Below are 13,687 nucleotides of genomic sequence, written 5' to 3' on the forward strand. Positions count from 1 at the left end.
AACTCACTTTCCTGAATCATCTTTAACAAAATCTTTTGCATGATTGTGTTTAATCTCATAGTAATAAACTGGAATACCAACGACAACCATTCCCAAAGAGAATAAGACACCCGTGAAATCCGAGAAAACTTCACTGATGAGTACAAACAGCGAACCACCAATCGCTACAATCGGGGTTAACGGAAACAGTGGCATCGAAAATGGCCGTTCCTTATGCTGACGACGCAATTTAAATGATCCCAAAAACGCCATGACGTAGAAACAATAAACCGTAAAAATACATAGTTCTGATAGCCGATCTGCGTTTGCAAATAACACCATCAACGCGGCAATTAATAACACTGCAATGGTCGAAAAGATTGGCGTCCTTGTTTTAGGGCTTAAATAGCCCAGCACACGGCTAAATGGCAACTCCCGATCACGTGCCATCGCGTACATAATGCGTGGGAAAGTCATGATTTTGCCGTTGATACAACCGATAATCGAAATAATGACACCGATACTCAACAGCTTACCGCCAATTGCGCCAAAGTCTTTTGTAGCAAGAAACGGAATTGCCCCCGTTCCCAGTCGATGAATCGTTGACGCCGGCAAACTTGCAAAAACACCGTAGGCTACCAATAAATAAATAACCATAACGATACTAATCCCACCGATAATTGCGCGGGGCAATAATTTTTGCGGTTCTTTTATTTCATCGCCCAAATTAGCAACCAGAATCCATCCGTCAAACGCAAATAACGTCGCCAAAATGGCAACACCAAAGTTGCTGCCATGCTGAGTAGCGGTCGACACACTGTTGCCCAGCGCATTGCCATCACCGAAGAATAATCCGAACACAATGATTGCAACGATTGGCAACAATTTACAAATCGTCGTTATAATTGCAAACATTGCACCATATCGATTAGAAAATAAATTGAGTCCACCAACCGCTACTAGTGTACCAAGCGAGACGGCCAATCCCCACCCACCTGACAGGTGAAAAAAGTCAGTCATTAAAATACCTAAGTATGCCGCAAGCGCCGCAATAATTGCTGGACCGTAAATAATAATCTGCATCCAACCAGATAGAAAGCCCCACAGACGGCCATACATTCGTTCCATATAAACATACAAACCGCCAGTATGTGGCATTTGGGAGGCAATTTCAGCAATGGTCAGCCCGGCTGTTAATGTCAGAACCCCACCTGCTAGCCACGCAAACAATGCACCCGTGGTAGAGCCAGCGTCATCAAGTACTGCCGCTTGTCTCACGAATACGCCGGCGCCGATAATAGTCCCGATCACTAAGGACAGAGCTGACCAAATACCTAAGGAACGATTCAGTTCTACCACTGGTGTTTTTTGTTTCATGTCGTCACATTCTTTCTCGCACTCATATTTATTAGATAAGTTTGTGCTAGTTTACCAAATTTTAATCTTGTAGGCCAACCTTAAGCAGAACTTCAATCTCAAAACGGTCGTGTTAAAACAAAAAAAGGCTGATCAAAACGCCTAAAGATTAGGATTTGATCAGCCATATTATTAAATTATTAAAAATTGTAGCGTTGTTATTTTGCCTGTTCAGCAACCTCTTCAGTACGTTTGGTATCTCGTTCCAACACTGGTTTCAGGTACTGACCAGTGTAGCTTTCCTTAACTTCAGCAAGCTCTTCCGGTGTCCCAGTCGCAATGATTTGGCCACCACCGGCACCGCCTTCTGGGCCAAGGTCAATTAAATGATCGGCAGTTTTAATCACATCCAAATTATGTTCAATGATCAAAACCGTGTTGCCATGATCAACCAGTCGCTGCAAGACAACCATCAACCGTTTGATGTCATCAGAATGCAACCCTGTTGTTGGTTCATCTAAGATGTAGAAATTACGCCCATTGGCCTTCTTGTGTAGTTCAGAAGCTAACTTCATTCGCTGAGCTTCACCACCTGAAAGTGTGGTTGCTGACTGACCCAAATGAACATATCCCAGACCGACATCAACAATTGTTTGTAGCTTACGCGTAATCTTAGGAATCGCAGCGAAAAAGTCCAAGGCTTCGGAAACCGTCATGTTCAGAACGTCTGAAATATTCTTACCCTTGTACGTCACTTCAAGTGTTTCTGAATTGTAACGGGAACCATGACAAACTTCACAAGGCACATAGACATCTGGCAGAAAGTTCATCTCAATCTTTAAGATTCCGTCACCATGACAGGCCTCACAGCGACCACCTTTAGTGTTGAATGAGAACCGGCCCTTTTGATATCCACGTAATTTAGCTTCATTCGTTTGAGCAAACAAATCACGAATGTCATCAAACACACCCGTATAAGTAGCGGGGTTTGAACGCGGTGTCCGTCCGATCGGTGACTGATCGATATCCACAATCTTTTCAATGTTGTTCACGCCGGCAATACTCTTGTACTTACCAGGTTTGGCGGAATTGTGATTGAGCTTTTGAGCCAGTACCTTTTCAAGAATACTGTTAACCAATGTGGATTTACCGGATCCTGACACACCAGTCACGACTGTTAACTCACCTAGTGGGAAACGTACATCAACATTCTGTAAATTGTTTTCTGCGGCCCCCTTTAATACGATGGCCTTACCATTCCCCTTACGTCGCTTAAGCGGCACCGGAATGAAGTCTTTCCCAGCTAAATACCGACCAGTTAATGACTTAGTACTGCGCTCAACCTGTTTAGGCGTTCCAGCGGCCATAACCTGGCCACCATTTTCGCCAGCACCAGGGCCAATATCAATTAAGTAGTCGGCCGCCCGCATTGTATCCTCATCATGTTCAACCACAATCAGGGTATTGCCCAAATCTCGCATCTTCTTGAGTGAACTGATCAAACGATCGTTATCACGTTGATGTAACCCAATGGAGGGTTCGTCAAGAATATACAGTACACCCGACAGATTCGAACCGATTTGGGTAGCTAAACGAATTCGCTGCGCCTCACCACCAGACAACGTTCTGGCGGATCGACTCAGTGTAAGATAACCCACGCCGACACTCGTCAAAAATGATAACCGATCGCGAATTTCCTTAACGATTGGTTCCGCAATCACTTTGTTTTGCTCACCCAAAGTTAAGCCCTGGAAGAATGGCAACTCATCATCAATCGCCATTTCAGAAACTTCACCAATATGCCTCCCGTTAATTTTAACGGATAGTGCCTGGCGATTTAGCCGATACCCGTGACAGGTCTGACATGTCAGTTCAGTCATATACTGACGCATTTGATCACGTGTAAAGTCAGAATTAGTTTCCTTGTAGCGACGTGACACATTGTTCATGACACCTTCAAAATCGGCATCGACATCACGAACACCACCAAAGTCATTTTCATAGTGAAAATGGAACTTTTTGCTTGATCCATGAAGGACCATATCGCGTTGCTTCTTAGGTAACTTGTTAAATGGTGTATCCATATCAATCTTGTTTTGTTTAGCAAACTGTTCCAGCATGCTTGGATAATACATGGAACTAATCGGATTCCATGGTTCCAAAGCACCCTCACGAAGTGTCTTACTGGGGTCTGGAACGACAAGATCTTCATCAACTTCCAGTTTGACTCCTAATCCTTCACAATCGGGGCAAGCGCCAAGTGGTGCATTAAACGAAAACAGCCGTGGTTCCAATTCGCCGACCGTAAACCCACAAATGGGACATGAATAATGTTCTGAGAACTGCATCGGTTCACCATCAATGATGTCGGCAGTCGCATACCCATCACTCAAACGAAGGGCAGCTTCAAATGAGTCAAACAAACGACTCCGACTATCACCGTCTGGATGTACAATTACCCGGTCAATGACAATATTGATACTGTGATATTTGTTTTTATCTAGTTCAGGTACCTCATCGATATCATAAGTTTCGCCATCTACTTGAACACGCACAAATCCTTCACGTTTAATCTTGGCAAAGATTTTCGCATGTTGCCCTTTCTTTCGACGCACAATCGGTGACAATACTTGAAGTCGCGTCCGTTCAGGCAGTGCCAGAACCTCATCAACCATCTGCTCAACAGATTGGCTGGTAATAACTGTGCCGTCGTTTGGACAGATTGGTGTTCCAACCCGTGCCCATAGTAACCGCAAATAATCATTGATTTCCGTAACAGTCCCAACAGTCGACCGCGGATTTTTACTGGTTGTCTTCTGATCAATAGAAATCGCCGGGCTCAGACCGTCAATTGAGTCCACATCCGGTTTATCCATCTGTCCAAGAAATTGACGCGCATATGCGGACAAACTTTCGACATACCGTCGCTGTCCCTCCGCATATAACGTATCAAACGCAAGCGAGCTTTTTCCTGAACCAGATAACCCCGTAATGACTACTAGTTTGTCACGTGGAATCGTGACATCAATATTCTTTAAATTATGGGCACGTGCCCCATGTATTACAATTTTGTCGTTATTTGCCATTGGTTACCTTTGCCACCCTTTACTGTTTGGCTTTTAATTCCATGATTGTATCACGCAACGTTGCCGCTTCTTCGAAGTCCAATTTCTTGGCGGCTTCTTGCATTTGCTTGTTCAAACCAGCCAACATTGCGTTCTGATCGGATTTTGACAGATTATCAAAGTCTTCCTCATTAAGTGTTGATTCTTTCTGACCATCACCAGTTGGCGCTGTTACCGTGATGTTATCACGAATTGGCTTAACGATAGTTGTCGGCGTAATGTGATGTTCTTCGTTATATTTTTCCTGAATCTCACGGCGACGTTTGGTCTCATCGATGGCCGCCTGCATAGAACCTGTAATGGTATCCGCATACATAATAACCGCCCCGTGTGAATTACGGGCAGCACGACCAATCGTTTGAATCAATGACCGTTCATTTCTTAGGAATCCTTCTTTATCAGCATCCAAGATTGCAACTAAGGACACCTCAGGCACATCAATTCCTTCACGGAGAAGGTTGATGCCGACCAACACGTCAAATTTGCCCAAACGTAAATCACGGATAATTTGCGTTCGTTCCAAAGTTTTAATGTCACTGTGTAGGTAACGAACCCGGATACCCAGATCTTTCAGGTAATCCGTCAAATCTTCCGCCATTTTCTTGGTCATCGTCGTGACAAACGTCCGCTCATGGGCCTCAATCCGCTTATTGATCTGACCAACGAGATCATCAATTTGACCCATAATTGGTCGAACTTCAATCGTTGGATCGAGTAAACCCGTCGGCCGAATAATCTGTTGAACCACTGTGTCCGTTTGTTCATGCTCGTAGTCACCAGGTGTTGCGGACATGTAAACGACTTGGTTAATGTGCTTTTCAAACTCGTTAATTTTTAGTGGCCGATTATCCAGTGCACTTGGCAAACGGAAGCCATAATCAACCAGCATCTGCTTTCTAGAACGGTCACCTTTATACATACCACGCACTTGTGGCATCGTAACGTGACTTTCATCCACGACTAGTAAAAAGTCTTTCGGGAAGAAGTCTAGAAGCGTAAACGGCGGTTCACCGGGTTTCCGGCCATCCATATGACGGGAATAGTTTTCAATCCCACTCGTATAGCCCATTTCACGCATCATTTCCATGTCGTAAGTTGTCCGTTGCTGTAAACGTTGTGCTTCCAGCAACTTGCCTTGATCCTTCAACACCTTTAGCCGATCTTCCAACTCGTCACCGATCGTCGTAATGGCATGATCCATGATGGCGTCATTAGTCATGAAATGCGTGGCTGGGAAAATTGTGACGTGATCACGATCACCAACTACCTCACCAGTCAGTGCATCGACCTCTCGCATCCGATCAATTTCATCACCGAAAAACTCGATTCGTAGCGCATGTTGATCTTCAGATGCTGGGAACACTTCAACAACATCCCCGTGCACTCGAAAACGGCCACGTTGGAAATCAATATCATTACGCTCAAACTGAATGTCAACCAACTTGCGCATGAAATCATTACGTTCGATTGTCTGACCGACCCGCAAGGAAATGACATGGTCTTTATACTGGTGTGGATCACCTAAACCAAAGATTGATGACACCGAAGCCACGACAATCGTATCATTCCGTTCCAAAAGCGAACTAGTAGCCGCATTACGCAATTTATCAATTTCATCATTGATTGATGAATCTTTTTCAATGTACGTATCAGATGAGGGAACATAGGCTTCCGGTTGGTAATAATCATAGTAGGAAACAAAATATTCAACGGCATTGTTAGGGAAAAACTCCTTAAACTCACCATAGAGCTGTCCTGCCAATGTTTTGTTGTGTGATAGAACCAGTGTCGGTTTGTTAACGTTAGCAATCACATTACTGATTGTGAATGTTTTACCGGTTCCCGTAGCACCCATCAAAATCTGCGCTTTTTTACCGTCTTCAATCCCATCTGTCAACGCTTTGATGGCCTCCGGTTGATCACCAGTTGGCTTATACTTTGAGACTAAATCAAACTTTCGATCTGCTTGACGTTCAATCATGCCAGACGTTACCTCCCCTAGTTCATTTACATGGTCTAATTATTGTGATGGTAAGTGATAAACCATCATCAACACGATTTAAAAAACAGGTTCATGACTGCACTGGTCGGCTCGATTCGCTTGGGTAATTCATTGCGACCATATTGCTGTTCTGAACCCGTCAACTTAGCGTAACTATTCTAGCATACCGAACATACTTTCGCACGAGATATGCACACTTTCGGTTAAAAATATGCATTCACTCACTACAAAAAACGTGTGCACGGTAACGGAATCTCTCATCCCGTCAATCGTGCACACGTTCTTTTTATTCATTGTCGAAATTTGTATCAAGCAAAAACTAATCAGCAACAAAAGCATTGATGTCGTCAGCAAACTTCTTTAATTTGGCGTTTGCTTCATCCAAAGTGGTACCGTTTGTACCGATATAGAACTTGATCTTTGGTTCAGTTCCTGAAGGACGAACAGCAATCCATGTACCATCCGTTAACCAGTACTTCAACACTTCAGCATGTGGCAGGTCCAGTTGTTCAACATGACCATCTGTAAAGGTCTTTGTACCCTTAGCAATGTCATCAACAGCAGTCACATCGTAACCAGCGAAGCTCTTTGGAGCAGCCTGACGGAACTTCTGAATGATTGCTTCGATCTTCTTTGGCCCTTCAATACCTTCAAAGGTTTGTTGAATCGTTTGTTCACGGAAGTAACCATATTGCTTGTACAAGCCTTCCAAGCCATCGTATAACGTCTTTCCTTGTTTACGATAGTACGCAGCAATTTCAGCCAGCAACGTTAAGGCTTGAATAGCATCCTTATCACGAACAAATGGCTTAATCAGATACCCGTAGCTCTCTTCAAAACCAAACATAAACGTGTGGCTGTTTGTATCCTGGAAGTTTTGGATCTGTTCAGCGATAAACTTGAAACCAGTCAGCACATTGATCATGCCAACGTGGTAGCTTTCGGCAATCTTGGTGGCAAACTCAGTTGAGACGATAGACTTAACAGCCACCGCATTAGCAGGCAATGTACCGGCATTTTTGTTTGCTTCCAAAATATAATGCAACATCAATGCGGCGATTTGGTTACCAGTCAATAATTGGTAGTCACCATTTGGCAAACGCACTGCGGTTCCCAAACGATCAGCATCTGGATCTGTTGCAATCAACACGTCCGCATTCTTTTCTTTACCCAATTTAATTGCTAAATCGAAAGCTTCAGAAAATTCTGGGTTAGGGAACTTAACCGTTGGAAAATCGCCGTCTGGTTCAGCTTGTTCTGGTACCGTGATGAAGTTTTTAAAACCAGCATTGCGTAATGCACGTTCACCAGGCATTCGTCCAGTACCGTGAAGTGGCGTGAAGACAAAGGTCATGTCCTTACCTTCTTCAGCGGCCAAATCGTGATCCACTGTGACAGTAGCGACGTTATCCAAGTACGCCTTATCCACGTCTTCACCGATAATCGTTTCCAACCCGTTAGCCTTTAATTCAGCTTCATCGGCAGTTTGGATAGCAAATAGATCAGTGACCTTACGAATGTAACTCGTAATTAAATCAGAATCCTTCGGTGGCATTTGCGCACCATCTTCACCGTAAATCTTGTAACCGTTGAACTGCTTTGGGTTATGACTTGCGGTAATCATGATGCCGGCAAACGTCTTTAAATGACGAACCGTAAAGGACAATTCTGGTGTTGGCCGTAAACCTTCGAACACAAAACTCTTGATGCCATGTTGGCCTAAAACCTTCGCGGCCTCGTGGGCAAACTCAGTTGAATGATGACGAGAATCAAAACTAATGGCAACACCACGTTGTTTCACGTCATCGCCCAAAGTATCCATATATGTAGCTAAACCTTCTGTGGCCTGGCGCACCGTATAGATGTTCATCCGGTTGATCCCAGGTTCCATGACACCACGCATCCCCGCAGTACCAAAACTCATTGGTTGATAGAAAGCATCTTCCAATGCCTCATCATTACCCTTTAACGCTGCTAATTCTTTCTTCAAACCCGTTTCCAGGTTTTCTTGATTATCCCAAACCTGGTAAGTATCTTTCCAATCCACAGTTGCATCTCCATTCATCTAGACCAAAGTCACAAATATACGTTAAGTATACCGCATTCATATTGTTTGCGTCGCCCGTTCATCGGGCTTTATCAATCAAAACAAATAAAAAAAGCGTGCCTTACACAAAAAATTGCAATTTTGCAACCTTCTGTATGCAGCACGCTCCGATTATTCACTTAAAATCAAATATTTAATTAACCGCAGCCTTAGCCTTTAAATCCTCCAAATATTGGAAAACCTGTTGGCCAGCAATACCGCCGTCACCGACAGCAGTGGTAATCTGGCGTAAGTCCTTTTCGCGAACATCGCCAATAGCAAATACACCAGGGACACTGGTCCGCATCTTGTCATCAGTTGGAATCCAACCAACTTCGTTTGTAACGCCAAGACCAGCGAATGGTTCTGTCATCGGCACATTACCGACATAAATGAAGACACCATCGGCAGCCATTGTGCTGGTTTCACCGGTTTGGTTGTTCTTTAATTCAACACCAGTGACTTTCATGTCGTCGCCAACAATTTTAGTTACTTCTGTGTTCCAAACAAAGTCCATCTTCTCGTTAGCAAACGCGCGATCCTGAGCCACTTTCTGGGCACGTAACTGATCGCGACGATGAACAACAGTCACCTTATCGGCCAATTGAGTCAGGTAAATGCCCTCTTCAATGGCACTATCCCCACCGCCAACAACAACGACGTGTTTATTGCGGAAGAAAGCACCATCACATACAGCACAGTAGGAAACACCACGGCCTGAAAATTCAGTTTCCCCCGGCACACCAAGCTTGCGATACTGAGAACCTGTCCCAATAACAACCGCCTTAGCAGTGTATTCATCAGTGTCTGTAGTCACAGTTTTAGTATCGCCATTGTCGACAATCTTTTCCACAGCACCATAACCATACTCAGCACCAAACTGCGTGGCACCTTCATACATGGCGCTAGCTAAATCAGGTCCTTGAATAGATTTAAAACCCGGATAGTTTTCAATTGCGGCAGTATTGTTCATTTGACCGCCATAAATTCCGCGATCCAATAGCAACACTGACAAGTTTGCCCGTGAAGCATACAGTGCTGCAGTCATCCCACCGGGGCCAGCACCGATCACAATCACATCATAGTTTGTTGCCATATCGACTTTCCTCCTACTGCCTAACATTTTTCAATGCTCACAGTCTACTATCTTTTCGTAAGTAATACAAGCTTTTTGCTTATACCCCCTGAGGTAAAAACGTGCTGACCCGATTAATCCGGCGTCAGCACGTTTCTGCATTCATTATTTTGTATTAGCTTTAATTTCGTCAGCCAATTGAAGCACGTAGTCGCGAAGTTCGTCCTTCACGTCCGGGTGACGCAAACCAAATTCAATGTTTGTCTTGATCAAACCAAACTTGTAACCAACATCATAACGGTCACCTTTAAATTCGTGAGCGTAAACATGTTGCTTCTTGTTCAGCAGGTCAATGGCATCTGTTAATTGAAGTTCATCGCCTTTGCCATAAGGTGTTTGTTCCAAAGCTTCAAAAATTTCAGGTGTCAATAAGTAACGACCAATGATGGCCAAGTCAGAAGGAGCGTCTTCAGGTTTAGGCTTTTCAACAAAGCTCTTAACCTGATACAAACCATCAGAAACTTCCTTGGCTGGGTTGATCACACCATACTTGTTCGTTTCTTCATGAGGAACACGCATAACGGCAAGGGTTGAATCACCTGTTTCTTCATAACGGTTAATCAGTTGCTTCGTTAAAGTAACTTTATCTTCCATCAAGTCATCACCAAGTAAAACAACAAATGGTTCATCACCGATAAAGTCTTTTGCAGTTAATACAGCGTCACCTAAACCACGCATGTGGCTTTGGCGGATGAAGTAAAGGTTGCTGTCGTTACTTGATTGGACGGCATGCAACATAGCGTCCTTACCCTTACTTGCCAAATCAGCTTCCAATTCAGGGGCTGAATCAAAGTGGTCTTCAATAGAACGTTTGCCACGTCCTGTTACGACACAGATTTCCTCGATGCCGGCCTTGTGGGCTTCTTCAACAATAAATTGAATCGTTGGTTTATCAACGATCGGCAACATTTCTTTGGCGATTGCCTTAGTTTCTGGTAAAAAACGCGTGCCATAACCCGCTGCAGGGATAATGGCCTTTCTAACTTTTTGCATAACAACAAATTCCTTTCGTTTTTCCCACGATAACGTGGTCTACTTTACCCCAGCCACAACCAACTTGTTAGCCAATTTCAGCGCGACCTTCACGTTGCATCAATCCGGTAATGACTGAGCGAACTTCGGCCCCGTTGTACAGGACGTCATAAATGGCGTCAGTGATTGGCATATCAACATGGCGTTTAATGGCTAGTTCGTGGGCCGCCTTTGTGGTAGCCACACCTTCAATTACCATACCCATGGTATCAATGACTTCTTGTAACGATTTGCCTTGACCCAGTTCATTTCCCGCACGCCAATTGCGTGAATTTGAACTTGTCGCCGTTACAATTAAATCACCAACACCAGAAAGGCCGATAAACGTTAACGGATTAGCACCAAACGATTGACCTAATCGACTTATTTCAGCTAAGCCACGGGTCATTAATGCAGCCTTCGCATTATCGCCATATCCCAGTCCATGTAAAGCACCGGCACCAATAGCAATAATGTTCTTTAAGGCGGCACCAAATTCAGCACCAATCACATCCGTATTAGTATAAACCCTAAAATATGAGTTCATAAAGAGTTTTTGTACTTTTCTCGCCGCATCCTCATTTAATGATGCGGCTGTTATCAACGTAATATCCTTTTTCGCAACATCTTCGGCATGGCTAGGACCGGACAGCACAACAACCGCGTCTCGGTTGGCAGATGGAATCTCTTCCGTTAACATTTCTGAGACCCGTTTATATGTTTCTTGTTCCAATCCCTTGATTGCGTGCACAATCGTTACTTTTTGATGATTAGTAATTAATAATTTAGCAGCCTGAGCGCTGACCTCACGAATTGCCTTCGTTGGTACAACAAACAAGACAACCGACGCGTCCTTGATTGCTTCAGCCATATCATCAGTTACCACCAGGTTATGTTGGTATTCAAAGCCTGGCATATAGGCCTGGTTTGTGTGGTGTTGATTCATTTCTTCCACCTGGCTGGCTTTATGGGACCACAGAGCAACTGTTTGACCATTTTCCGTCAATAAGTTTGCCAGCACACTGCCCCAAGATCCAGCGCCCAGCACTGCAATTTTTGTTGTCATTAGTTTCTCCTCAATTTATTGCGAACGTGAGTTATTTCTTTGTAACCGTCATTCCTGATAAATAAGATGGTACATTATGCTGTCGACGCCGAATAATCAACCACACCCAGGCACCAATAAACAAAACAACGGACAACCATTGTGACACTCGCGCCGGGCCTAACATCAAGCTATCGGTTCGCATGCCTTCCACGAAAAAACGACCAAACGCATACCATGCTACATAAATAAAGAACACCTCGCCACGCAAATACAGCCCCTTAATATGACGCGTGGCTAACAAAAAGACAAAGCCAGCGATGTCCCATACGGATTCATACAAAAATGTAGGCGTACGATAAACGCCACCAATGTCCATCTGCGTAATGATAAACTGTGGCAAATGCAAGGCCTGTAAATGTGCCAATGTGGTTATTTTACCAAAAGCTTCTTGGTTCATAAAGTTCCCCCATCGACCAATCCCTTGCGCCATAATCACGGTCGGTGCTAACACGTCCAGAAACAGAAATGTCGGAATTTTACGCCAGCGGGTAAATAGAATAACCACAATAATGGCACCAATTAGTGAACCATAGATCGCGATCCCACCATCCCAGATGGCAATAATCTGATCTAAATGATGTTGATAATAGGACCATTGAAAGACCACATAATAGATACGCGCAGAAATCAGCGCAACTGGTAGTGCCCAGAGTAAAAAGTCATATAGATCATCGGGATTAATCTGACGTCTGCGGGCTTCACGAATGGACAACCATAACGCAATGAAAACGCCGGTGGTAATAATGACGCCATACCAATGAACCTCAATGGGTCCTAAATGCAGTGCGATTGGGTTCAACGCCCCAACAAGTGAAGTAAACGCCATTCTTTAATCCTTACCCTTAGTGGCCGATGCACTATCATCGGTCGTCTTTGCTTCATTTGCTGCCTCAGCAGCTTCATCACGTTTAGAGTTTTCCTGAATCAAACTATTTAAATTATCGTCGAATGTCTTTGTTGCATCATACCCCATGGATCGAGCACGGAAGTTCATCGCGGCAGATTCAATAATGATGGCTAAGTTACGACCTGTCTTAACGGGAATTGAAATCATCGGTACTTGAACGTCGAAAATTTGGCGCTCATCATCGGCGTTGCCCAGACGATCAAATTGAGCATCAGGGGTCCAGTTTTGCAAGTGGACAATCAGTTGAATCTTGGCCTGACTTCTGACTGCGCCAGCACCAAACAGATTCATCACGTCGATAATACCAATCCCACGGATTTCCATTAGGTGGTTTAAAATCTTTGGCGCCTCACCAACTAATGTTTGTTCATCCTGTTGATAAACATCCACCCGATCATCAGCAATCAGTCGGTGTCCACGACGAATAAGTTCCAGGGCTGTTTCAGATTTACCAACACCTGAGTCACCAGTAATAAGAACCCCAAGTCCATAAATATCAACTAACACACCATGAATCGATTGCCGCTTGGCCAATACGCCGCTTAAGTAAATCGACATATTTGAAAGAATTCGCGATGACGTTTGTTTGGACCCCAACACAGGAATATGTTGTTCCGTTGCCGCCTGAATTAACTCTGCCGGCGGTTCAATTCCGGTTGACACAACAAAACAAGGCGTTTGGGGATCTGCCATTTTCCGCATAATCATGAGTAGCTCCTCATGACTCATCTTTTTAGAAAATGATGTTTCTGTGATCCCCAGTAACTGAATGCGTTCCGGTGGATAATAGTTAAAATAACCGGTCATTTCCAGACCCGGACGAGAAATGTCCGGTGTCGTAATGCGGCGATGGTCCAGATACTCTTCACCATAATAAACGGTTAACCTGGTATTCTTTACCAGCTCCCGTATCGTTACACTATCTGCCACGAATACTCCTCCTTAAATATGTCTCTACGTTGTTGCTCGAACCTTCCC

Annotated in this window: 9 protein-coding genes; all 9 read right to left on the minus strand. The window is 44.2% G+C overall.

All coding sequences use genetic code 11. The features are described 5' to 3' along the window. Nucleotides 1–3 precede the first annotated feature (3 nt). The 9 genes from LROSL1_RS10090 to hprK all read right to left on the minus strand — a co-directional run bounded on the left by LROSL1_RS10090 (nt 4) and on the right by hprK (nt 13,639). A complete protein-coding gene (locus LROSL1_RS10090; protein ID WP_017262170.1) occupies nt 4–1,356 on the minus strand; it encodes an APC family permease in 1,353 nt (450 codons plus the stop codon). A 197-nt stretch (nt 1,357–1,553) separates the two neighbouring features. Beyond that, entirely contained in the window at nt 1,554–4,421 is a 2,868-nt protein-coding gene (uvrA, locus tag LROSL1_RS10095; RefSeq protein ID WP_178914490.1) for an excinuclease ABC subunit UvrA, read from the minus strand. A 19-nt stretch (nt 4,422–4,440) separates the two neighbouring features. Next, on the minus strand, nt 4,441–6,441 hold the full coding sequence (uvrB, locus tag LROSL1_RS10100) for an excinuclease ABC subunit UvrB (protein WP_017262168.1): 2,001 nt from the start codon (nt 6,439–6,441) through the stop codon (nt 4,441–4,443). 340 nt (nt 6,442–6,781) lie between these two features. After that, a complete protein-coding gene (locus tag LROSL1_RS10105) occupies nt 6,782–8,509 on the minus strand; it encodes a phospho-sugar mutase (RefSeq protein ID WP_178914491.1) in 1,728 nt (575 codons plus the stop codon). A 193-nt stretch (nt 8,510–8,702) separates the two neighbouring features. Further along, entirely contained in the window at nt 8,703–9,644 is a 942-nt protein-coding gene (gene trxB / locus LROSL1_RS10110; protein WP_017262166.1) for a thioredoxin-disulfide reductase, read from the minus strand. Nucleotides 9,645–9,788: 144 nt separating this feature from the next. Continuing rightward, complete coding sequence (gene galU, locus LROSL1_RS10115; protein WP_017262165.1) at nt 9,789–10,676, minus strand: UTP--glucose-1-phosphate uridylyltransferase GalU; 888 nt, start codon at nt 10,674–10,676, stop codon at nt 9,789–9,791. A gap of 67 nt (nt 10,677–10,743) precedes the next feature. Further along, entirely contained in the window at nt 10,744–11,760 is a 1,017-nt protein-coding gene (locus tag LROSL1_RS10120; RefSeq protein WP_178914492.1) for an NAD(P)H-dependent glycerol-3-phosphate dehydrogenase, read from the minus strand. A gap of 31 nt (nt 11,761–11,791) precedes the next feature. After that, complete coding sequence (gene lgt, locus LROSL1_RS10125; RefSeq protein WP_017262163.1) at nt 11,792–12,628, minus strand: prolipoprotein diacylglyceryl transferase; 837 nt, start codon at nt 12,626–12,628, stop codon at nt 11,792–11,794. A 3-nt stretch (nt 12,629–12,631) separates the two neighbouring features. After that, nucleotides 12,632–13,639 carry an HPr(Ser) kinase/phosphatase gene (gene hprK / locus LROSL1_RS10130; protein WP_017262162.1) on the minus strand — a complete coding sequence of 336 codons (1,008 nt, stop codon included), beginning with the start codon at nt 13,637–13,639 and terminating at the stop codon, nt 12,632–12,634. Nucleotides 13,640–13,687 lie beyond the last annotated feature (48 nt).

This window comes from Furfurilactobacillus rossiae (assembly GCF_013394005.1).
GTDB classification, from domain to species: domain Bacteria; phylum Bacillota; class Bacilli; order Lactobacillales; family Lactobacillaceae; genus Furfurilactobacillus; species Furfurilactobacillus rossiae.